Here is a 23421-nt window from a genome sequence, read left to right as displayed (position 1 = left end):
TTTTAATTAGATTTTATTAGCTATTAATTTGCGTTTCTAACTTTTCTCACTTCCAGTTTTTAATTTTGGATAAGCAATGCGTTTGTGATGAAATTGTTGCCAAACTTCCACAAAAATCTCGGCAATTTTTGTTAATTCTTCACGTGTTAATCCTGAATCAACAAGTTGATTGTCTTGCCATCTGGCACGAAGGATATTGTTTACCATTGCCAAAGCTTGTTCGTAAGTAGCCTCTTTAAGCGATCGCAGTGCCGCCTCGCAAGAATCTGCCAACATGACTATTCCAGTTTCCCGCGACTGAGGTATGGGGCCATCGTAACGAAAATCTGCCTCGTCCACTGATAAACTAGGATCTTCCTTTACCATTTGCTGTGCCTGGTGATAAAAATAGGCAATTTGCATCGTTCCCTGATGCTCTGGAATAAAAGCTTGAATAGAGGAAGGCAACCTGTGTTTCCGCGCCATTGCCAAACCTATACTGACGTGCTTTTTAATAATTTCTGCACTCTTCCAAGGATCTTTAATTTCTGTATCGTGTTTATTTGGCCCCCCCATTTGATTTTCAATAAATGCTAAGGGATCGTGCATCTTACCAATATCGTGGTAAAGTGTCCCCGCTCTTACTAGTTCAATATTGCATCCCAGTTGTTTAGCTGCTGTTTCGGCAAGGGTGGAAACAAACAGGGTGTGTTGGAAAGTGCCAGGAGTTTCTGTAGCCAGTCGCTTTAGTAAGGGGCGGTTGGGGCTTGCTAGTTCTGCCAAGCGAATTGGAGTGACTAAATCAAATAGTTTTTCTAAATAGGGACTTAATCCTAGAGCTACAATGCTCCAAACTAAACCAGATAAGGCAAAAAATCCCGCTTCTTTGAGTACGACATACAATAAACTGGGACTAAATGCTGCACCAAATAGGAGCTGCATTACCAGGTACACACCACCTTCAGTTAAAGCGATCGCTACACCCAAAAGTGCTAATTCTTCACGCGATCGCAACCGATGTGCCATGCAACTGCCTAAGATTCCTCCTGCCGCTCCTGCCAAAAGTCCAATCTTGTTGATTTCTAGGCTAATCGGTAGCAATACCACCAATAGCCCCACCACTGTCACACCCAAATTAGCTCCGTAGAAACTACCCAGTAATAAACCAACTCCACTCCAGGTGGTATAAGGTGTGCCCAAAGTTAACACTAGTGGTGTACTCAAAGTCAGCAGTAATACCAATAGGCGATCGCTCTGGCGTAACCGACACTTGAAACGCCGCTCAACTGTGGCAAAAATGATGACAGCCCCACAGACAGCACCTCCTAAATACAATAATCCTTGCCAGTTAATTTCTCGCTGTACCAAGCGATAATGCTCTAACACGTCTAAATTCCAGGCTGTAATCAGATCTCCTTTGCGGATAATTACATCACCTTTGCGCATGGTTACCATTACAGGTTTGATCCCGGCAAGTATCTTAGCTGTCTGTAGTTTTGTTTGCTCTTCATCTTTTGTCAGATTAGGCTCTAAAACAGCTAACAATAACTTGGTTGCCAAAGGTTTGGCTTCTTTCGGCATCAACGTCTGTACTTGCACGCTGACTGCATTTTGTAAAATACTAAAAGGCAGTCCAGGAGGAATACCTTGAGTGAGAATTCTTTCCGCACTCTGCTGGATACCCATTTGCGTTTTTGCCCAATCCTCGTCGGATAAGTCGAGGAAGGAGATTGTTTCATAGACTATTTCTGAATCTTTATTTAGCAGTTGTGAAAGCTTGGTGCGGGCTTGGGCATAACCTTGGCGTGCTTTCAAAATTTTGGTTAAAAGTGAGGATAAGTTTTGCCCAGAAGTCTTGAGGCGGTAAGCTTCCAATTCTGCTACTGCTTGCATAAAATCAGCATTTTGGAAAAACTCAGCTGATTTTGCATCCTGGGGGGAAGAAGCTGGAAGTAGGGGAGGCTGTCTTAAAGATAGTGAGTTTGTACTGGATCTCTCAGTTGTTGGATTTTGAGTCAACATTCCTAATTTTTGCCGATCAGGGCGCTCTAAAGCCAACAGCAAAGCTTGCCATTCCGAATCGGCACAGGAGCGCAGATAACGCTGACTGCGTAAAGATAAAGCGAGCGTATCAAAAAAAGGAAAGGAGCCTGCAGCAGATCGGATTTGATTACCCCGCTCTAGAAGTTGTTGCAATTTTCGGTTGATTTGTTCATTAACACTTTCATCAACCATCAACACTGGGACAAAACTTTTACTCGCTGCTTTGCGCTGGGCTTCTGTTTTTTTCTTATTCTCGATTTGAGTAGTATGAGGTGCTCTGATCGTCTCTGGAGCGATTGTATTGATTTTTAATTTGGGCTGATTGTATAACTTTTGTCCCATTACACCCGTAAGGGACAATACCGCGATCGCAAAAAGAATCGGAGAGCGTTTGCTATTGGTACAACCAACAGCCACCTTGGAGATTGGTGCTCTTTGAGTTTGATGTCTACCTTCCACAGGTGATTTCGATAGATACAAACGGTTTAGGACTTGGTAACGTCGCCTCCAGTAAGATAAGTGCTGGGATAAGGATTGAAAAAAGGGCTGCGTTTTCATCTCTTATGACGCAGTTGCTTACTGTCATAGCTTAAATAAAATAATTCTGAACGTAAACGGGCTTTCAACCCATTATTTGCCACAACTGTTACCTATAGAAACTAAATCAAGGATTATCTGTCATCCAAATATAAATAAAAATTTTTATTTATAAAATTTAACTTTTTGTAATTGATGTTTTTCATATTTCTTAAATAGCACGGTAAATACGTAGAGAAGACATTAACGTATCCGGATGACACGGGGAGCTGCAATCGCCTGGGGAAGCACTTTGCTCGATGCGATCGCCCCTTGCTCTTCGCTGATTTCGTTTTGATCTAAAGCAGGAAGGTACACTCCAGACCAGGTAGCAATCAGTGCATCTGCCAATTGTAGCATTTGGGAGAAATTCGTCAGGTGCCACTGTTGCAAGTTTGTTTTTGAAAGTAAAAAGTGCCAACTAATCGGAATACCTACGGTACTGTTATAAGCTCCTGATAAAGCGCCAGTAATTGCACTGATTTCTGGAGAATAAGAGTTAACCCGATTAGCCCGTAAAATAGAAAGGCGAAATTCTTCCAAAGTACTAAGAAAACAGTAAAAAGCCATTGCCATTGTGTAATTGAGCTTATTTTCTCTGTTTAGCTCAACTTGCGTTTTTTCTAATCCCGTATGTTCTCCTAACAAATTATTTAATTTGAATAAAATTTTTGGCACTCTTGTCGGTGTTGCTCCCAAAAAAGAAATAGCTTGCGGAATCAACGCCAGGCGAGTAAGTTTATCAGTTAGCGATTGAGCGATCACATAACCTACTACCAATGTCCAATCTTGCACGAGTGGATCGTCATCCCAAATTTTAACCACATCGAGTAAAGATTGTCTAAGTTTGATTGGATTTTCGTGACAAAATAGCGCCACCGGCAAAGTCAACAGAATTATTTCTGGCGAACTCAATTTGCTTGCCTCTAAAATAATCCCTGCTTGTTGCTGACGCCTTACCCAATCATCAAAATCAAACCTGCCCAGTTCAATTAAACTTTCAGCACCCAAGATCATTAGTTTTTGCCAATGTCCGGATGAAATCTGCTCAACTTCCCTGATTTTGCTGTCGAGCGTACTCTGGCTGTGGTGTTGATCTAAATTAATCTGAGACTGCTTTTTGCCTGCCAAGACAAAATGTTCGCCAATTAAGGCTCCTAAAAAAGTGCCTCTCACTCGATTGACAACAGAGTAGCGCATAAATTTAAAGACATTAAAACGTGAAGACTAAAGAATAAAAGATTTATAGTTTATACTTTAGCTTCACACTTCGTCCTTAAGTAATACACTAAAGCTTGCAAACCCAGGATATAACTTTGGGCACCAAAACCACTAATTTGCCCAATTGCTACTGGAGCTATATAAGAGTGGTGGCGAAATTCTTCTCGCCGATATATGTTACTCAAATGCACTTCTACTGTGGGCAAATTCACAGCAGCGATCGCATCCCGTAGAGCTACGCTGGTGTGGGTATAGGCTCCAGCATTAATCAAAATGCCTTGGTGTTTTCCCAAGGCATCATGAATTGCATCTACTAAAAATCCTTCGTGGTTTGAGTGCATAACAAACACTTCTACCGCCAAATTTTTCCCTTCCACTTCCAACTGACGGTTAATTTCAGCCAAGCTTAGAGAACCATATATGCCGGGTTCTCGCTGTCCTAGCAAATTTAAGTTTGGCCCGTGCAGCACCAAAAGGCTTAATGGACGAAACGTCAAGTCCTGCACCTTTATTCTCAAGAGCGACGGCGCGAGCGATCATCTACAGGAATCGGAATTAATTCCGGTTCCGGCTCAACCTCTGGCCCCAAAAGGGCTTCAATTAGCTTGCGTGCCAATTCTTTAAGCTTTTCTAGCACCTTTTCTATATAGTCCATTGGACTGACCGCTCCTGAGATACTACCTCTATTTTTTCAACTTGTCAGCTAAGGAGAAACTAGCTTTTGTTGCACTCTGGCTTAGAACTTAGTAAACTCACGCTCCCATGTTTCGGGAATAAGCCACATCTAAAAAATTTGATGTTGTTTTCTCCCTTGTTTTTTAGAGTATCACATTTACAACCTAGACAACTGCATCCTACGAGGGATAGGTGTTTTGCAGGGCGCAGTTAGTGCAAAAATTTAAAAAGCCCGCTTGTCCAAGCTGCGTGCAGGATGTGTACTGTCTTTTGCTTCTCGTTAAAACTTATAAGTTCGAGCGAGTAGCAGTCAAAATATAAATGTTTTTTATCCATTGTGGTTTGAAGACAATGGAGTTTTGATGATACAGCATAGTCAATAGTAATAAATATTGACTATTGACTATTAACCATACCATTTAGCTGTTTTTTTTGGTAGCAGTAGCTGATGATTTCGCTTTTGATTTGGCACTAGAGCCAGTCGTTGACTTAGTAGTAGACTTCGTCGTTGATTTACTCGTTTTGCGAGTAGATTTCCCGCTCGATGTTTTATTTGCCAGCGCCTCAACAGCCATATCTAAAGTTACATCTTCTACTGATACTCCTTCTGGAATCTTAGCATTGGTTTTGCTGTGCTTAATGTAAGGGCCGTAAGGGCCGTCGTATATATTTACTGGTTCGCCATCTTCTGGGTGAGATCCTAATTCCCGTAAAGCAGCCTTAGACTTACTGCTGTTACTGCGTCCCTTTTTCGGCTCAGACAATAACTCTAGCGCCCGTTCCAAAGAAATTGTCAACACATCGTCACCCGCTTTTAGAGAACGATAGTCTTTTCCTTCCTTGGCATTATGGACAACGTAGGGGCCAAAACGCCCCAAATTCGCTTGAATTGTCGCACCTGTTTCTGGATGTGTACCGAGTGTCCGGGGTAGGGACAAAAGACCAACAGCCATTTCTAGGGTGACATCTTCAGGTTTTACTCCCTTGGGTAAAGAAGCCTGTTTGGGTTTGGGATTTTCGTCAGATTTGTCACCTAATTGGACGTAGGGGCCGTAAGGGCCTATTAGCATATAAATTGGTTCGCCTGTTTCGGGATGACGACCAACTTCGTCCGGCCCGGAGGTTTTTTGCCGCAGTAAAATTTCTACCTTTTGGGGATCGAGATCTGCGGGAGTTAGGTCTTTAGGAATTGATGCTGTAACAACACCGTCACCATTTTCAACTTCGATATAAGGGCCAAATTTACCAATCCGAACTTTAGCCTCTAGATTTTCCAGTTCTACTGTCCTAGCTTTATTGGCATCAATTAAGTCTTCCTTTTCTTTCACTAGGGGTTCTAGACCCTTCTCTCCCAGATAAAATTCCCGCAGGTACGGCAGCCATTCGGCTTCGCCCGTAGCAATGTCATCGAGGGTTTGCTCCATTTTGGAAGTAAAACTTGGATCGACAACATCGGGGAAATATTTTTCTAGTAAATCAGTGACGGCAAAGGCGGTGAAAGTAGGCACGAGAGCGTTATTCACTAATTGGGCATAACCTTTGTCGAGGATTGTGCCGATGATACTGGCATAGGTACTGGGACGTCCAATGCCTTCACTTTCTAAGGTTTTCACCAAAGTTGCTTCGGTGTATCTGGCTGGAGGTTGAGTTTCGTGTCCAACTGCTTCGAGATTGTTACAGTTGGGATGATCCCCGACTTTGAGATCGGGCAAGATAATTTCTTGATCTTCCAGTGCTGCTTCTGGATCGTCACTTCCTTCAACGTAAGCGCGCAAATAGCCCGGAAAGTCAATGCGTTTGCCAGAAGACCGGAACCCAGAGTCTTCCACTTGCAGTTGGACTGTAATTTGGGTTTGGCGAGAGTCAGCCATTTGACAGGCGACGGTACGCTTCCAAATCAAATCGTACAATTGTAGTTCCCGACCGCCTAAGCCTGTTTCTTGAGGGGTGCGGAAGGTGCTACCCGCAGGACGAATAGCTTCATGGGCTTCTTGTGCGCCTTTGGATTTGGTAGTGTACTGCCGAGGTTGGGGACTGAGATATTGCTTGCCGTAAAGTTGTTCTACACAGCTGCGGGCTGCGGCGATCGCCTGTTCCGACAGGTGTACGGAGTCTGTACGCATATAGGTGATATAACCCTGCTCGTACAAACTCTGAGCAATCCGCATCGTATCTCGCGCTGATAGGCGCAGTTTGCGGTTCGCTTCCTGTTGTAAGGTCGATGTGGTAAATGGAGCCGCAGGCTTGCGAGTAACGGGGCGTTCTTCTATGTCTGTGACTGTCCAACTTTTCCCACTCAGGCGTTCCTTCAGCGCTGCTGCTTCCTCTTGATTGAGCAGAACAACATTCCGACCTGCGGCAATTTTGCCTGTTTTTGGGTCAAAATCGCTACCTGTTGCCAATCTAGTTCCAGCTAAGGTAACAAGCTGGGCGGCAAAGGTTTGGTCTTTTTTGCTTTTTGCTTGTGGGGGAGTCAAAGTCGCCTTTAAATCCCAGTATGTTGCTTCCTTGAAAGCGCGACGTTCTTGTTCGCGGCTTACCAATAGCCGTACCGCCACTGATTGCACCCGCCCAGCCGATAATCCCCTGGCGATTTTTTTCCACAACAAGGGAGAGAGGGTGTAGCCTACCAATCGATCCAAAATTCGCCGTGTTTCTTGGGCACGAACCAACTGCTCGTCAATATTGCGGCAGTTGTGCAAAGCTTTTTTGATGGCATCTTGAGTAATTTCGTGAAACACCATCCGCTTAGTTGGAACCTTTGGCTTGAGCAATTGGTGCAAATGCCAACTTATGCTTTCACCTTCCCTATCTTCGTCTGTTGCCAGAATCAGTTCTGAAGCGTCTTTCAATGCTTCTTTAAGTTGGGTGACAATTTTCTTTTTATCTTTGGGAACGACATACAAAGGTTCAAAGTCGGCGTCTACATTTACCCCGAGCTGCGCCCATTTTTCCCCTTTGACATTGGTGGGAATTTCACTAGCTGACTGGGGTAGATCGCGCACATGACCCATAGAAGCCTCCACCCGATAGCCTTTTGGCAGGTAGTTGCGAATGGTACGAGCTTTGGTCGGAGATTCGACGATGACGAGAGTTGACATGGAAATTTCAAAAAAAAGAATAGCTGCTAGGCTAAACAGTCAAATTGAGATAATTGAGAGCTAGATGTAAAGATTATCAATCATTCATACAGATGTGATTTAATCCTCACATAAACTGTCCGCTCGTAAAATCCCCTCAAACTGCGGCATAGGACTGTTGCCACTCCCACAGTGTAGTTTTTCCTAAAGGATAGGGAAAGCGGATCTGTAGAATTTCCAGTTATTTCAATCTTTAACTTATCTCAGGCATAATTGGCGACTACTATGTTGAAAATATCTATTTTTAAGGATAAAAGAGGTATGGTCTTGCCCGACGCCTGTCCGGAGACACTCACCAGCATAAAAAATCCTCCAATGATTAATCCTGCTCACATTCTCTGCCTCTTGCCTAACCTCCTAACTGTGCCAAAATTAAATCAAAGCTTTTAAGCTTGAATAGACTTGAACTCTGTAATCAAGGAGAAACTGTCGTGCAACCAATTCGTCAAGGTGACGTTATTTTACTGCCTGTACAGCAAATAGAGGGGCAAAAACTATCACATTTAACTTTGGCAGAAGGTGAAGTGACCGGACATAAACATCGCATCATGGACGGACAAGCAGAATTATACGAACAAGATGGCACCTTATATTTGAGTGTACTTTCATCTGAGGCAGTGCTTGTTCACGAGGAACATCAGGCAATTGCTATTCCCCAAGGTACATGGATGGTGAAAATTCAGCGAGAATATGAACCTCAAAGTTGGCGCTATGTCGCGGACTAAGAAAGTAATAATTCTTTTTCCGCTTTGCGCTGCTACTGCTTAAGTGCCTTTTGAACCGAATACCTAATTGTTTGCTTTATATTTTGTTAAAGTAATTACTGTTTATTCATTCCGAAAATGGATTGTTTCTGATTATTTGTCATGTATTTTAAGCTTTAACTACGTGCCATTCCTCAGAAAATTTAAAAAGTACATTTCGTGTATCTTTGTCAGATAAATACTCACAGAACACTATATTATCTTATTTTGAAATGGGTTTGAAACCCACTTCAGTTTTTTTGATATCTTTAGCGAGCTTTTAGGTCAAGACCTTACTCTACTAACAATTTTACTCGTATTCACTGAAAATTTAATCTCTATTGTGAAAGAAGATTTTAGAAACTAAATGGTTATTAGTACATAAATAATATTTGTAATTGACGTTAATTATAAACATAGTGAATTTAATATTTGATAATTATACATTTTTATTAAATACAGAGGTAAGCTCAACAATTAAAAATTAAAGTAGTTTACTAAGTTATATAAATCCAACTGGCTTTAAGACAAAATCAATTAATACTATTGTGCTTTATCTACCAAGGTAGTAAAGTTAGGATCAATCGTACTTAAAATTTAACTTTTAGAATTTTATCTTATTTAACCATCTACTCCCAAAGTTGTAGAAGCTGAAGCTGGGTCAAGATACTGAATGTATAAAATTTTCCTAAAATCTAACAAATATAGCGAATTTTTGATTATTTATACTCCATCTTAAGACAGATTTTCCATAGATATTTAAGAATTCAAAGTTTAGGAATTTCTATAATTTGAAAAATATGGATTTTAGAGCATAGCTTCTGCTTTTTTGACCAGAAAAAACAAGCAATATTAGTTATTTATTTCTGCTATATCCTACAAATTACCGAGTGTCGTAAAATTCAATACATTTTAATTAAAAATGCAGTTTATTATAAATTTTATGCCTTGCTGAAATAGAAATTGTGGTAAGATAAACTTGGAGAATTTAGTTCGGTGGTAGTGTTCTTGTTTTTGTCAAACATTGCAAGTGGCTCTCCGGATGAACATCTCTGCATATGCATAAGTGATTTCTGGAGAGATTAATGTCGATTTACGTAGGCAACCTATCCTACAACGTTACCCAAGAAGACCTCAGCAAGGTGTTCTCTGAGTATGGCGCTGTGAAGCGAGTTCAACTTCCCACGGATCGGGAAACAGGCCGTGTGCGAGGCTTTGGTTTTGTAGAAATGGAATCGGAAGCCTCAGAGGATGCTGCCATTCAAGCTTTAGATGGTGCTGAGTGGATGGGCCGCGTCATGAAAGTCAATAAAGCAAGACCACGGGAGGAAAGAGGCAGTCGCTCTGGCGGTAATGGCTGGGGCAAAAGTAACAGCGGTGGATACTCTAGGCGCTATTAAATCTTGAATATATTCATAAACTGGAGCTGAAAAGCTATTGCCTAAAGGCAAAAAACAGCATTTCGCAAGTACGATTTAATACAGAAACAGCAGTTCAGTAAATAACTGAATCTGTTTATTTAAGTGTAAGCAGGTCAGCACAGACTGAACTGCTTATTAGTTTGAAAACTCACATGAAAATAGGGGCTAGAGACTAAACAAAAGCAGTCTCGACGAAAAAATTTCACCACCTAAGTTATGAAAAAGGGTTCTTTCCCTTACATCCTTATTTTGGCTTTGGCATAGCGATCGCTAAACTGAAAAATAAACTAATTTGATGGTATAGATCTGGTAATCAAGACAGCTTCACGAAACTTGAGTAGAAAACACAATAGAATTAACACAGTTGGCCCTTTTGTGTCTAATTGCCAAAACCTATACAGCTCATGGATTTTGCTAATGTTGCATCACAGTTGAATGCTGGAACGATATTGCCAGAGGGAATAGTGGTAGCCACCCTCTTGGGGGTTTTGATTGTGGACTTGATATTGGGGCGTAATTCCTCGCGCTGGATTGGATATCTGGCGATCGCAGGTTTATTCGCCGCAATTTTTGCCCTGTATTTGCAATGGGATAATTCCAATCCCATGTTCTTTGCTGGTGCCTTTAATGGTGATGACCTCAGCATCGTATTTCGCGGTATTGTGGCTTTATCTGCCGCCGTGACGATTTTGATGTCAATTCGCTACGTTGAACAAAGTGGCACCGCTTTAGCAGAATTCATCGCGATTTTGCTGACTGCTACCTTGGGAGGAATGTTTTTATCAGGGGCTAGCGAGTTGGTGATGATTTTCGTCTCTCTAGAAACCCTAAGTATTTCCTCTTATCTACTAACAGGTTATACAAAGCGCGATCCCCGTTCTAATGAAGCGGCGCTGAAATACCTGTTGGTTGGTGCTGCTAGTACAGCTGTATTTTTGTATGGAGTTTCCCTGCTGTACGGTTTATCTGGCGGGCAAACAGAACTAAATGCGATCGCCAATGGCATTGCCACAGCCAACCTAGCCCAATCCTTGGGTGTGGTAATTGCTCTTGTGTTTGTGATTGCAGGTGTAGGCTTTAAAATCTCTGCCGCACCCTTTCACCAGTGGACACCAGACGTTTACGAAGGCGCACCTACCCCAGTGATTGCCTTTTTGTCTGTAGGTTCTAAAGCAGCTGGATTTGCCCTCGCGATTCGCTTGCTAACAACCGTTTTCCCTCTCGTTGCTGAGGAGTGGAAATTTGTTTTCACTGCCCTTGCCGTACTGAGTATGATTTTGGGTAACGTAGTTGCCCTAGCCCAAACCAGCATGAAGCGGATGCTAGCTTATTCATCCATTGCCCAAGCTGGATTTGTGATGATTGGCTTGGTTGCTGACACCCAAGCAGGATATGCCAGCATGATATTTTATCTGTTGGTCTATCTGTTTATGAACCTGTGCGGTTTTACTTGCATTATTCTCTTCTCGCTGCGAACAGGAACCGATCAAATTGCCGAATACTCTGGTTTATATCAGAAAGATCCTCTTTTGACATTAGGCTTAAGTATTGCCCTGTTGTCTTTGGGAGGCATCCCGCCCTTAGCTGGATTCTTCGGAAAGATTTACCTGTTCTGGGCTGGTTGGCAAGCAGGTCTTTATGGTTTAGTGTTACTAGGTCTTGTTACTAGTGTTGTCTCCATCTATTACTACATTCGTGTAGTCAAGATGATGGTGGTAAAAGAACCTCAAGAAATGTCCGATGCAGTCAAGAATTATCCTGAAGTGCGTTGGAATTTGCCTGGACTTAGACCTTTGCAGGTAGGTTTGGTAACTACTTTAATCGCCACTTCCATAGCTGGGATTTTATCCAACCCCATATTTACCCTAGCGAACAATTCCGTCACCCATAGCCCCATGTTGCAAGCCAAAGCAGTTGATAGCACTCAGGTAAGTGCTGTGTCTGCGAAGCCAACTGACGGATTGTAAGCTTATTTGCAAATACAACTCACAGTAATGCGTCAAGACGCCTGACTTTAATGTCAGGCGTTTTTGCATATGTAGGTTGTAGGCGATCGCTTTTACCATGTCATAACAGTGTACTATCTTCTATAAAATCCTTGTAGTGCAAAGGATACAAAGGATTTATCCTCATACCTGTTTTTAGAGTTTCTAGTTATTATTACTGAGAAAATTTTAAAAATTTGTTCTATTGTATACATTACTACATATACTATTCAATATAAATACAATTGAACATTAATAAAAAATTAAAAATAATTGAAATGCAATAGACATTTATCTTTATTGAGAGAAATGTAAATGTTGATATTGCTTTTTGACAAAGTTTTTAGTGACTCTCATAGTTTCAATCTAGATATAGGTACAAGTTCTTGTACCCATATAGTGTGAGAAACAAAAACGAGAATTACTATAGATAGCTTATAACTTTGTGCCAGGTCAAAACATCAACAGGAGTTACAAAGATGAAAGAAGTATTTAAGTTTATTGAAGTCAAAAAACAGGAATTTGCCAAGTTACCCTTCTGTGAGTTTTTGCAAGACAAAAGTATAGATCCAAGACAAAGATTAGCTTGGGCTCCATGTTTAGCTCCTTTTGTCATGAATATTTGGGAAGTCAATAAATATTTTTTACGGGAGGAACCAACCAGCGATCCTATACAGAAAATTATCAACAAACATACTTATGAAGATGACCATCATTATGTGTGGTATTTAGAAGACATGGAGAAATTAGCTTTTGATTACTCCAGTAAATTTAGCGATAGTTTACGATTTTTATGGGGTAAAGAAACTCAAAGAACACGTCAAATATGCCAGAAAATTGCAGCATATAGTTTTCAAGCAGAGCCTATTTTAAAATTTGCAATCATCGAGGTGATAGAAGCAACAGGTAATGTTGTTTTATCTTTGACAACAGAGGTTTCGCGAGAACTAGAAATATCCACAAAGCATAATTATCGGTACTTTGGCGAGCATCATTTGGCAGTGGAAACTGGACATACAACTGGAACAGATGATATTGAGATATTAATTGAAAATATAGAACTTCCAGAAGCTACTCGCAAAAAAGCTTTTTGGTTAGTTGAAAAAGTGTTTGAAGCTTTTGCTGATGGTCTTAATGAGTTTTATCTATATGCAAAATCTCATCCAATTGAACCACCACTACATGACATAAATCTTGCACAAAATCATCAGAGTATAACTGCACAAAAAGATGAAAGTCTTCAAGCACTCTCCCAAGATAAACACTTAGGATATTATTTAGTAGAAGCTGGTTTATTAACACCAGAACAAGTAGAAGTAGCTTTGAGTCAGCAAAAAAGAACTGGTATACACTTTAATGAAGTGATTACAAGCAATAACTGGATCAATCATCAAACAGTCGAATACATTATCGAAAAAGTCATCATGCCAGAGCAGGAGATTATTATGGCTAGTTAACCCACAGAAGAACAATTTCTTCTGATTTTGGATTTAAAACATTAACAGTCATATCATTTCAGATATACTTCCCAACCTGAAAAAGGGTTGGGAAGATTATTTTTTGTTATCCTTGTATCGGTATTTCAATCATAAATTCAGTTCCATTTCCAATCGAGGAATTACAAATTAATTGACCCTTGTGTTTATCCACAACAATTTGATAACTAATAGACAAACCTAACCCAGTGCCACTTCCTACTGGTTTAGTGGTAAAAAATGGATCAAAAATTTTCTGCTGCACCTCAATAGGCATACCACAACCATTATCCATAATCCGAATTCTCACTATGTTCCTATCTGCTAGTTCAGTGTGAATCCGAATCTGGGGTAATGGGAATTGGGTTTTTTCTGTGCACCATGTCTCCTTATTCCCTTGCCCCCATATTCCTGTGTCTCCCCCTGCTCTTACTATCCCCTCTTCTAAAGCATCAATGGCATTACTGAGGATATTCATAAACACCTGATTTAACTGACCAGCATAACAATTAACTGGGGGCAGTTGTCCGTATTCTTTGATCACTCCAATCTCAGGGCGATCGCTTTTGGCTTTGAGCTTGTGTTGTAGGATCATTAAGGAGTTGTCGATACCCTCATGAACATCTACAGGCTTCATATCGGCTTCATCTAAGCGAGAAAAGTTGCGTAAGCCCAAAACAATATTGCGGATACGCGAAGTCCCAATTTTCATAGAATCTATCAGCTTTGGGAGATCTTGGAGCAAAAATTCCAGATCAATTTCCTCAGATTTTTGTGTGACTGCACCAGACGGATGAGGATATTCTTGTTGGTAAACTGTGATTAAATCCAATAAATCCTGCACATACTCCCTAGCGTGAGCGATATTGCCATGAATAAAGTTGATAGGATTATTAATTTCATGGGCAATTCCCGCAACCATTTGCCCTAAACTAGACATTTTTTCATTTTGAATTAACTGGCTTTGGGCATTTTGCAGATCTAGTATGGCTTGTTGTAAACGTTGATTATTGTTGTTGAGTTCCTGGGTTCTCTGCTCAACCTTTTCCTCTAGCGTATGACTATATTCCTCCAAGCTTTTTTTGGCTTGAATTAAATCTCGATAAAGAATTGCATTCTCTAGAGAAATTGCCCCTTGAGTGACGATTAACTTGAGGAGTTCTACGCGATCGCGTGTAAATGCTGCCGTTGTCAGATTATTTTCTAGATAGAGAATACCGAGGAATTTTCCTTGATTGCTAATCGGGATACACAACAGACTCTTAGGTTGCTGACGAAGCACATAGTAATCATTAGCTAAAAACTCTTCAGCCTTGGTATCATCAACGACAACTATCTCTCCTGTACGTTTGACATAGTTAACCAAAGTAATAGGAAGAATATCTTGACTCAACTCAAGGCGAAGCGATGGGAACTCTGTATGAATAGGGGCAAAAGCGGAACTAGAACTGATGGCGGTAACTGTTAAGTTCAAATTATTACCTGTATTCAAAATTAAAGCGCATTTCGAGGCTCCCGCGTTCTCCATCACAGCTCTCATTAAGGTAGAAAGTAATTGCTCTAGCTCAATTTCCCCAGACAGCGCTTGAGAAACTTTAATGACAGCTGCCAAATCTAAAGAGTCGGAAATACTTGTTTGAGAACCAATGACAGTTTGGCGATCGTTCAGGGTTGATACGGATGCAGTATCACCAACCCTGCTTTGCTCGCTGGGGTAATAGTTTAGTGTTTCATGCTGAAGAATATGAGCAAGTAACTGGGGATAGCACTTTGCTAAATTGTCTACTTTGGCTTTTGCTCCCCAACGAACATAGCCATAGTAAGCATCAATTAAATAAACTTGAGCAATTTTCTGTCTGCCGCATTCTAAATAAAACTTAGCAGCGAGTTCGTTAGCCAGAGCTTCTTCATGAATGTACTCGTTTTCTTTGGCAAGACAAATCGCGCGATCGTAGCAGTTGATTGCCTCCAAATTATTGCCTAAAACTCGATGTTGCTCTGCCTCCAATAAGTAATATTTGTGCAAAAAATTCATGGGAGCTTGTTCAGCCAACTTTTTGAATTGGTTTTGATAATCCAAGACTTTCCCTAAAATTTGTTCTTGTTCCGATTGATTAGCTTCATGATAAACTGCCAACAATGCTAAAGAACTATAAAAATAAAAGATAGCAACAACGAACCTAGCTGGTACTGCATCTAGATATTCTTCTATTAACATTGCTTGCTTTTTAGCTTCCAAGTAATCCTGAAATAGATAACAGAGAAATAATTTTTGTAGATGCCTGTAAAAAATTACTGTTTTATTATCTACTTCATTACGAAGAATTAGCATATTTTCTTCATTATCTATTTGCTCTAATAAAGAATCATTGATTTGAGACTCTCCTAATAAGTTTAGAATTGTTTCTCTATTAATTGCATTCAGGTGAAGAGGTGTTGTTTGATTTAATTGAGCAATCTTCTGATGATATGTATTTATCTCTTGTTCAAGAGTAACTAATTCTTTTCCTTGCCAAAAAGAATGCTCAGAATACATATATAGTGAATAGGCAGATTGTTCTATATCTCCTATTTCTATACCTACAGCATAAGCTTCCAACAAGTGTTTGAGAGTTGCTTTAATATGTTCTTGCCAAACTCTGATGAAAGCATTAACCACAAAGGTAACTATACATTTGATTGCTTTAGCATCTTCTTTTTTCAATAATTGTAAAGCAAGTTGACCAAATTTATAGCTGGAATTAATATCTGAAAGATTCCAAAGCGTGATTCCGTAGGTACTATAGGACAAAGCAGAAGTGCTGCAATTGCCATATTTAAGTGATAAACTTACTTGTTTAAAAACAAATAGAGAAAAAAGTAAAGGTTTTATAGTATACGCAATCGGAAGGAGCCTCCCCAGAATATTCATGATTGCTAATGTTGTCGATTCCACCATCTCAGGTAAATCGATTAACTGTTCAATCTGTTTATCTACTAAAGCTAGTTGGGTTTCTTGCAAAGCTATTTCAACATCGTCTTTAGTTGGTTGGTTTGGAAAATCTATTCCTAAAAAACTTAGCACTTGTAGTCCTATATCAATGGCTTCTATACCTTGACCCTGTGCTTTATATGCTTCAATTTGAACTTGATAAACTTTCACTTTTTCCAGCAGTGTTTTGGCTTGTCCTAAAACCTTCTGGATAAATTTCTTGGTATATTCAAATTCACCAGCTAGGTATGCAGCTTCTGCTGCTGTTTCATATAAAGCCAGAGTTAGCTCATATTTCCTCTCCCAGCTATCATCTGCTAAAAGTTCTATACCAGTTGATAAATACTTAAGCGCTGCTGTATATGCCGTTGATGCCAACGCTTTATGCCCAGCAATTAAATTCATCTCGGCTAGCTCATCGCGTTTAGCCTGAATTACAATCAGTTTCACTGCCATATTGAACTGATTTACCAAAGCAAAAATATTGTTTTCCCATTCTGTAACTGGAGTTTTTGTTAATAGCAGTTCTCCAATCTTTAAGTGAAATATTTGTTTTTTGTTTTCAGGGATTAAAGTATAAGCCGCTTGCTGTACTCGGTCATGTACAAATTTATATTTGGGTACTGCGATAGATACTTCCACATCGTCACTTGTCAGTAAACTATCTCCATTTTCTGCAAATAATTTGTAATTCTCTGTTTGAGGTAGTATTAATCCTTCATGTAAGGCTATCCACAAATCTGAGGCTGTATCTGTGATATTTTTTTCATAGACAATAGAAAGAGATTTGAGGTCAAACTGATTGCCAATACAAGCAGCTAGTTTCAGAATTTCTTGAGTAGGTTTTGGTAACTTTTCTATTTGAAGCGCCATAAATTCCACAACATCATCTGTTAGGGATAATGTCTTGATTTCTGTAAGACTATACTGCCAATAACCAAGGTCAAAGTAAAATTTTATCAGTCCATCGGTATGTAAAGACTTAAGAAAACGAGTAGAAAAGAAAGGATTACCTTTAGTTTTCGCAAAAACCATTTGAGTGAGAGGAACAGCAAGCGTTTCCGTACAATGGAGAGTATCAGCAATTAAACGATTTAAATCGCTTTGATTTAAATTTTTGAGGGTAATTGTATTGATAATCGCTCCATCTTTTTCACTTTGATTCAGTGCTAAATAGAGTGGATGTGTTTTAGAGACTTCATTATCTCTGTAAGCACCAATAAGTAGAAGGCTATCCTGAGTTTCACCTATTAGTTCTGGTTCCCATCTCTCTAATTCTTTAGAGTTTGAGTTAACTAGTAATTGAATAAATTTCAAAGAAGCCGCATCTGCCCATTGCAAATCATCTAGAAAAATAACTAAGGGATGTCCTTGGCTGCTAAAGACTTTAATGAATCTTTGAAATAGTAAATTGAAACGATTTTCGGCAGCACTACCAGAAAGTTCGGCAACCTCTGGTTGCTCGCCAATAATTTGTTCTAATTGAGGAATGACATTAGTAATAACCTGAGCTTGATCGCCTAATGCCAATAAAATCTGCTCTTGCCATTGTTGAATTTGAGCATCTGATTCACTCAGTATTTGCCTGATTAAATCTCGAAAAGCTTCTATCCATGCAGAAAATGGAATGTCACGTTGGAACTGGTCAAATTTTCCTCTAATAAAGTAGCTACGCTGGCGAACGATGGGTTTGTGAACTTCATTGACAACAGCAGTTTTTCCCACACCAGGATCGCCAGCAACTAATATCATTTCCGTTGCTCCACCTGTCGCACGCTCAAAAGCAGCGAGTAGGGTTTCTACTTCTTGGTGACGCCCGTAGAGTTTTTCGGGAATCAGAAAACGATCTGAGATATCCCTAGTTGCTAATTCAAACGAGTCTATCTTTTCTGTTTGTTGCCATTGTTGTTTGCACACTTCTAAGTCATACTTTAACCCCAAGGCACTTTGATACCGATCCTCGGCATTTTTTGCCATCAGCTTGCTAATGATGTCAGATAAGATTGATGGGATTTTCGGATTAATATAGCTGAGGCGTGGTGGTTCTTTGGCAATATGGCAGTAAACTAACTCCATCTGGTCAGTATTTGTGAAGGGTAACTGCCCAGTAAGAAGTTCAAAGAAGGTGACACCGAGGGAATAAAAGTCGGCACGATAGTCAATTCCTCGGTTCATCCGCCCGGTTTGTTCTGGAGAAATGTAAGTTAGAGTGCCTTCTAAAATGTTGGGATTTGTCAGACTTTGAAGTTCTCTTGGCAAAACAGAGGCGATACTGAAGTCAATGATTCTGATTTCTTTGGTGTTTGGATGAATCAGAATATTAGCGGGTTTAATATCTTTGTGAATGATGCGATGGCGATGTAACCCGTCAAGGATGGAGGTAATTTGAATACTAATATCTAGAAAAGTCTGTAGATTTATAGGTAATGTTTCTATATTTTTTCCTATCCATTGTTTGAGAGAAACGCCACCAAAGTCCTCCATCACGATCGCATAACCATTGCGATAGTTTTCTAAACTATAGGTTTTGATAATACCCGAAAGATTGAGATTTTTAGTGATGGAATATTGATTACGGAACTGGGCAATTTCATTAAAGCTAGGATATTCATTCCGCATCATTTTAATGATGACAGGTTTGTGGTCTTGTTCTCTGATACCCCGATAAACAATTGTTCTGCTACCCAAATAAATTTGTTCGACAATGCGATAGCCAGGAAAGGGCTTAATTGTATCTACTAATACTGTCATCTGTTTACCCTACAATCTTGGTATTTCTGTTTTATTATTCCCTATGGTAGATTGACAATATCATTTCTTTATGTTCTTTATGTATAAAATCAACTTAATTTTAGATATAATCTCTGTAATAATATGTAAATAACTGTTAATTTTTAAAGCTTTAAAAAGAAAAAAGCCTGCTTAGGCAGGCTGGTGACTTTAAGCGTACATATTAAGAATTTAGGGAATACTATTTGATTTTCTGTTTAATAAAGGTCACTACCTGAGCTAGTTGTTTCTTCAAGCCATCAATTTCTGCTTGCATAACAGCAATTTTTTCATTCAGTGCTTGAATTTGATCAGCAGAGGAAGTAGTTGCGATCGCTTCGGTTGCTGTTGCACCGTTATTATTTGTGGGTGTGGCGACTGGAGTTGGTTCTGGGCGTGGCTGTTTAGCCTTTGTCATGGCTGCTTTAATTGCACCAAGTAACTGCTTTTGGTCAAAAGGCTTGCCGAGAAACTCAAAACCTTCAAAGGGTTCTGGAAGCTTTTCCGTTACCTCTTCTTTCCGACCAGACATAATTACTAAAGGAATCTTCCTTAGCTCTGGTTGAGATTGAATCTGCTGAAAAACTTCCCAGCCGCTCATTTTTGGTAACAAAAAATCCAGCATGATTAAGCTGAATTTTTCCTGACGGATAAAATTTAGCCCTTCTACACCATCTTTTGCTTCCAATACCTCAAAGTTGCCAGGAGGCAACATCTCTCGTACTTTTACCCTGACCACTGTAGTGTCATCTATAACTAGAATCTTGTTACTTGTCACGACTGTTTACTCTAACAGAAACTTTAGGTTTGATGGCTGTTTTGCCGATTAATACTGTTGAATGCTCCCACTATATCCAATATTTTTCTTGATTGGGGGATAGTATTTTCTTGGAGAAAACTAGAAAGCTTAGGTATTGTACTTAACCTCTGCTTCTGGTTGTGAAATTTATGTCATGGTAATAAAAGTATGGCGGTAAGCCTGCTTGCCCTACTCTTGTTAAACTTGTTTGGATGTCTATGTCCTCTTTGCGAGCAAACCAACTCAAGTCCGAAATTACGGCTATGCCGACATGGTTACGTCGCCCGATTGGCAAAGCCAGCGAACTCTCGAACGTACAACGTATTATCAAGCAACGCCAAATTCACACAATTTGCGAAGAAGGACGTTGCCCAAATCGGGGAGAATGCTATGCTCAAAAAACTGCGACTTTTTTACTGATGGGGCCGACTTGCACTAGGTCTTGTGCTTTTTGTCAAGTTGATAAAGGTCATGCACCCATGCCTTTAGATCCCGAAGAGCCTCAAAAGGTAGCAGAAGCCGTACAGCTTTTAGGATTGCGTTATGTGGTGCTAACTTCTGTAGCGCGTGATGATTTACCAGATCAGGGCGCTGGTTGGTTTGTCAAAACAATGGAGGCAATCCGCCAGTTGAACCCGGAAACTCAAATTGAGGTGTTGACTCCAGATTTCTATGGTGAGTACCAACGCATAGCCACGATCGCCAAAGCAAAGCCAGCTTGTTACAACCACAATATTGAGACAGTACGACGCTTAACAGGCAAAGTTCGGCGCGGAGCAAAGTACGATCGCTCACTGCTAGTGTTACAAATTGTTAAAGAGATTGATCCAACTATTCCCACCAAATCCGGTTTAATGCTCGGACACGGAGAAACAGTTGAAGAAATACTGGCAACAATGACAGATTTACGTAACGTGGATTGCGATCGCCTGACTATTGGTCAGTATATGCGTCCTTCTTTAGAACATTTACCAGTACAAAAATACTGGACACCAGCAGAGTTTGACGAATTGGGAGCGATCGCCAAGCAAATGGGATTTAGCCATGTTCGTTCCGCACCGCTAGTTCGCAGTTCTTACCACGCCGGGGAATAGGGGACTAGGGGACAGGTGATAGGGGACAGGGGACAGGGGATAGGGGACAGGGATTAGGAATAAAGAATTCCCAATCTCCAATCCCCGATACCCGATCTCCAATCCCCAACCCCCCATAAGTAAGAGTACTCAAAATCACGAAAATATTTTTAACGAATCTAGTAAATGGGTGCAGCTGTTTGGTATTTCTGAAGAAGTCCTTAAGTTAGGAGATAATTCTCATGGCTACAGCTGACAAACCCGTGGCTCAATCAACAACAGCTAAACCCCCCTATCCATTTCGTACAGGTTGGGCGCTGTTCCTTTTAGCTGTTAACTTCCTTGTGGCTGCTTTTTATTTCCACATTATTGAATAAGCAGGTATAAACAAGGAAAAAGGTAAAAGCCTTCTTCCTTTTGCCTTTTGTTGTAGTGTTGCTCAGATCGTGCCTCGGAACAATCCTTTGGGACGAATGAGTAACACTATAATCATAATTAACAGTGCTACTCCTTGTTTATACTGAGAACCTAGCCATGGTGTACTCACTTCCTGAACAATGCCAATGATAAAAGCAGCAGCGATCGCTCCATAAGGGTTGCCAATTCCACCTAAAATTACTGAGGCAAACAGTGGTAATATTAAGAACCAACCCATATTTGGTCTTACAGCTGTGACCAAGCCATACATACTACCACCAAGGGAGGTCAGACTACCAGCAATCACCCACGTCCAAATAATTACTTGGTCAACATTAATACCAGAAACCCTGGCTAAGTCCAAATCGTCAGCAACAGCTCGCATTGCTTTGCCAATTTTGGTATTTTGCAGCAGGTAATGCAGCGCTAAAATTGCCACCAAAGCTAAACCTAGAACCAGTATTTGATTTTGCTGGATGTTTAAACCCAAGATATTTAAAGCTTGAGGTACGGGCAAATTGTAATTTCTGTTACTACCTCCCCAAAGGAAGATAATGCCATTGCGAAGGAATAGTGCTAATCCGATGGAGATAATAATCAAAGTAGTGGAATTAGCACGGATAGAGCGCATCTTTGACCACAGCAGTTTTTCCGACAACAACATTGCTGCTACCGTTCCCACGGCTGCCAGTACCATTGACAGCCAAATATTTATCCCTAAGGAATTTGCCAGTAGTGTTAAATAAGCTCCTAAAGTGAGAAAATCACCGTGGGCAAAGTTAGACAACCGTAAAATTCCATAAGTCAGTGTTAAGCCGACTGCACCCAGAGCAATAATGCTCCCGACTGCAATGCCATTAACGATGAGTTGAGCAAATTGTGCATCCATAGTCTTAGGTTAGTCTTTCGCAATTCCAAGATAGTGTTTTCATACAACAATTCATGGTCTCACCCCCAGACACGACACTAGCAATTTTGGTTTATAAATATAAGAAAGCGAGTGCGCTAATATACATAGCATGACCTTCGCATTTTTGTGCAAAGCTAAACTTTTTAAGCGGTCTAGTTGACCATGCAGCAGTATTCAAGCTTACCAGAACAGAACTCCCAAGTAGATGCAACATCAAAACTGTTGACAAAAATTCAGCAACTTCAGGCTGAGTTGTGGCTGGAACGCAGCTTGAATAAGTTGCAAAATAGCCTTAATAGTTGTCTTGTTTCTTTTTTTACTAAAAATCAACAGACAGCGACGACAGAAGCAGAAATATTTAAAACTGTGGTAGACGAGCTAAAAAATGCCTTGGCGCAAGGTAGGGTAGCGATAGCACTCGTAGAACCACAAAAAACTGTTTGTAAAGTTTCTTATATTGATTGTGCTTCATGTCGATGCGCATCATCTCCGTCATTTCTGGAGATGAGAGGAAAAAAGCTTGATTTGGAATTAGAAGCAGAGATAGAAATTGAAGATTTGGAATTCCTCTCCAAACAAGAACCACCTAGTGCTTGGCAGCTAACCGATATTAATCAGAGCATTATTGGTTGGTTAATTTTCACCACTGCATCAATTCCATGTGATGGTGAGTCACTCGAAGATAGATCTATTGAACTCAGAGCAGAATTAATGGCACGTGCTGCTAAACAGTGTGTGGCAACCATAGCACAATTGAGGCAAATCCAATCTTTACAGCAGCATTGCCAGCGATTAGAACACTTTAATCAGGAACTAGAGCGCACTAATCAACTTAAAAATCAGTTCTTGGCTAACACCAGTCACGAAATCCGCACACCCCTAAGTTCGATTATCGGTTTTACCCACCTACTTTTAGCAAAAGGCTATGAACCGAATAATGAACGCCATCAAGAGTATTTACATATTATTCAGTCCAGTGGCAAGCATTTGTTAGCTTTAATTAATGATATATTAGACCTCTCCAAAATCGAAGCAAATCAACTAGAAGTACAGTGTGAAACAGTAGATGTGCCAACCCTGTGCCGTAATATTTTGACACTCGTAAAAGAAAAAGCAGCTAATAAAAACTTAAAGTTAGTGCTGGAGCTAGATCCAAATGTTACTACCTTTGTAGCTGACTCTTTGCGACTGAAGCAGATGCTGTTGAATTTGCTTTTTAATGCC

Annotated in this window: 15 protein-coding genes; 7 read left to right on the top strand and 8 right to left on the bottom strand. The window is 40.3% G+C overall.

Features of this window, described 5'->3' with window-relative positions:
* Window positions 1–36: 36 nt before the first annotated feature.
* From UYC_RS0110430 to topA, 5 genes are all read right to left on the bottom strand, one after another.
* A complete protein-coding gene (locus tag UYC_RS0110430; RefSeq protein ID WP_016876990.1) occupies window positions 37–2580 on the bottom strand; it encodes an HD family phosphohydrolase in 2544 nt (847 codons plus the stop codon).
* 222 nt (window positions 2581–2802) lie between these two features.
* Complete coding sequence (locus tag UYC_RS0110425; protein WP_016876991.1) at window positions 2803–3798, bottom strand: ADP-ribosylglycohydrolase family protein; 996 nt, start codon at window positions 3796–3798, stop codon at window positions 2803–2805.
* 50 nt (window positions 3799–3848) lie between these two features.
* A complete protein-coding gene (gene aroQ, locus UYC_RS0110420; RefSeq protein ID WP_026087786.1) occupies window positions 3849–4325 on the bottom strand; it encodes a type II 3-dehydroquinate dehydratase in 477 nt (158 codons plus the stop codon).
* A gap of 8 nt (window positions 4326–4333) precedes the next feature.
* On the bottom strand, window positions 4334–4474 hold the full coding sequence (locus tag UYC_RS38875; RefSeq protein WP_016876993.1) for a hypothetical protein: 141 nt from the start codon (window positions 4472–4474) through the stop codon (window positions 4334–4336).
* Window positions 4475–4913: 439 nt separating this feature from the next.
* Window positions 4914–7595 carry a type I DNA topoisomerase gene (gene topA / locus UYC_RS0110410; protein WP_016876994.1) on the bottom strand — a complete coding sequence of 894 codons (2682 nt, stop codon included), beginning with the start codon at window positions 7593–7595 and terminating at the stop codon, window positions 4914–4916.
* A gap of 470 nt (window positions 7596–8065) precedes the next feature.
* On the opposite strand from topA, the gene UYC_RS0110405 reads away from it, so the two are divergent.
* The 4 genes from UYC_RS0110405 to UYC_RS0110390 all read left to right on the top strand — a co-directional run bounded on the left by UYC_RS0110405 (window position 8066) and on the right by UYC_RS0110390 (window position 13240).
* Window positions 8066–8359: a hypothetical protein gene (locus tag UYC_RS0110405; RefSeq protein ID WP_016876995.1), complete on the top strand. Its 294-nt coding sequence runs from the start codon at window positions 8066–8068 to the stop codon at window positions 8357–8359.
* A 1103-nt stretch (window positions 8360–9462) separates the two neighbouring features.
* The gene (locus UYC_RS0110400; RefSeq protein WP_016876996.1) at window positions 9463–9777 is read left to right on the top strand and encodes an RNA recognition motif domain-containing protein; all 315 of its coding nucleotides are present in this window, start codon (window positions 9463–9465) and stop codon (window positions 9775–9777) included.
* Between the two features lie 425 nt (window positions 9778–10202).
* The gene (locus UYC_RS0110395) at window positions 10203–11765 is read left to right on the top strand and encodes an NAD(P)H-quinone oxidoreductase subunit N (protein ID WP_016876997.1); all 1563 of its coding nucleotides are present in this window, start codon (window positions 10203–10205) and stop codon (window positions 11763–11765) included.
* 497 nt (window positions 11766–12262) lie between these two features.
* A complete protein-coding gene (locus UYC_RS0110390; protein ID WP_016876998.1) occupies window positions 12263–13240 on the top strand; it encodes a cyclic di-GMP-binding domain-containing protein, MshE-related in 978 nt (325 codons plus the stop codon).
* 106 nt (window positions 13241–13346) lie between these two features.
* On the opposite strand, the gene UYC_RS0110385 is transcribed toward UYC_RS0110390, so the two are convergent.
* A complete protein-coding gene (locus tag UYC_RS0110385) occupies window positions 13347–18980 on the bottom strand; it encodes an ATP-binding sensor histidine kinase (RefSeq protein ID WP_016876999.1) in 5634 nt (1877 codons plus the stop codon).
* Window positions 18981–19200: 220 nt separating this feature from the next.
* Window positions 19201–19776: a response regulator gene (locus tag UYC_RS0110380; RefSeq protein ID WP_026087631.1), complete on the bottom strand. Its 576-nt coding sequence runs from the start codon at window positions 19774–19776 to the stop codon at window positions 19201–19203.
* Between the two features lie 239 nt (window positions 19777–20015).
* Between UYC_RS0110380 and lipA the strand changes: the two genes are divergently transcribed.
* Window positions 20016–20891 (top strand): lipoyl synthase, encoded by an 876-nt coding sequence (gene lipA, locus UYC_RS0110375; RefSeq protein ID WP_016877001.1) that lies wholly within the window; start codon window positions 20016–20018, stop codon window positions 20889–20891.
* Between the two features lie 221 nt (window positions 20892–21112).
* Window positions 21113–21247 carry a photosystem I protein PsaX gene (gene psaX / locus UYC_RS0110370; RefSeq protein WP_016877002.1) on the top strand — a complete coding sequence of 45 codons (135 nt, stop codon included), beginning with the start codon at window positions 21113–21115 and terminating at the stop codon, window positions 21245–21247.
* A gap of 62 nt (window positions 21248–21309) precedes the next feature.
* Here psaX and UYC_RS0110365 read toward each other — a convergent pair whose 3' ends face one another.
* Complete coding sequence (locus UYC_RS0110365) at window positions 21310–22176, bottom strand: branched-chain amino acid ABC transporter permease (RefSeq protein WP_016877003.1); 867 nt, start codon at window positions 22174–22176, stop codon at window positions 21310–21312.
* Between the two features lie 183 nt (window positions 22177–22359).
* Between UYC_RS0110365 and UYC_RS0110360 the strand changes: the two genes are divergently transcribed.
* Window positions 22360–23421 (top strand): histidine kinase dimerization/phospho-acceptor domain-containing protein (locus UYC_RS0110360; protein ID WP_016879510.1); only part of this gene is annotated, 1062 nt, incomplete at its 3' end.

This window comes from Chlorogloeopsis fritschii PCC 6912, assembly GCF_000317285.1.
Taxonomy (GTDB): domain Bacteria; phylum Cyanobacteriota; class Cyanobacteriia; order Cyanobacteriales; family Nostocaceae; genus Chlorogloeopsis; species Chlorogloeopsis fritschii.
The sequence above is the reverse complement of the archived record's forward strand: the minus strand, read 5'-3'. Positions and strand labels throughout refer to the sequence as shown.

Excerpts from the sequence above, each read along its gene's own strand:
- UYC_RS0110430 (WP_016876990.1), bottom strand. The coding sequence starts at position 2,580 with ATGAAAACGCAGCCCTTTTTTCAATCCTTATCCCAGCACTTATCTTAC.
- UYC_RS0110425 (WP_016876991.1), bottom strand. The coding sequence starts at position 3,798 with ATGCGCTACTCTGTTGTCAATCGAGTGAGAGGCACTTTTTTAGGAGCC.
- UYC_RS38875 (WP_016876993.1), bottom strand. The coding sequence starts at position 4,474 with ATGGACTATATAGAAAAGGTGCTAGAAAAGCTTAAAGAATTGGCACGC.
- topA (WP_016876994.1), bottom strand. The coding sequence starts at position 7,595 with ATGTCAACTCTCGTCATCGTCGAATCTCCGACCAAAGCTCGTACCATT.
- UYC_RS0110400 (WP_016876996.1), top strand. The coding sequence starts at position 9,463 with ATGTCGATTTACGTAGGCAACCTATCCTACAACGTTACCCAAGAAGAC.
- UYC_RS0110395 (WP_016876997.1), top strand. The coding sequence starts at position 10,203 with ATGGATTTTGCTAATGTTGCATCACAGTTGAATGCTGGAACGATATTG.
- UYC_RS0110390 (WP_016876998.1), top strand. The coding sequence starts at position 12,263 with ATGAAAGAAGTATTTAAGTTTATTGAAGTCAAAAAACAGGAATTTGCC.
- UYC_RS0110385 (WP_016876999.1), bottom strand. The coding sequence starts at position 18,980 with ATGACAGTATTAGTAGATACAATTAAGCCCTTTCCTGGCTATCGCATT.
- lipA (WP_016877001.1), top strand. The coding sequence starts at position 20,016 with ATGTCCTCTTTGCGAGCAAACCAACTCAAGTCCGAAATTACGGCTATG.
- psaX (WP_016877002.1), top strand. The coding sequence starts at position 21,113 with ATGGCTACAGCTGACAAACCCGTGGCTCAATCAACAACAGCTAAACCC.
- UYC_RS0110365 (WP_016877003.1), bottom strand. The coding sequence starts at position 22,176 with ATGGATGCACAATTTGCTCAACTCATCGTTAATGGCATTGCAGTCGGG.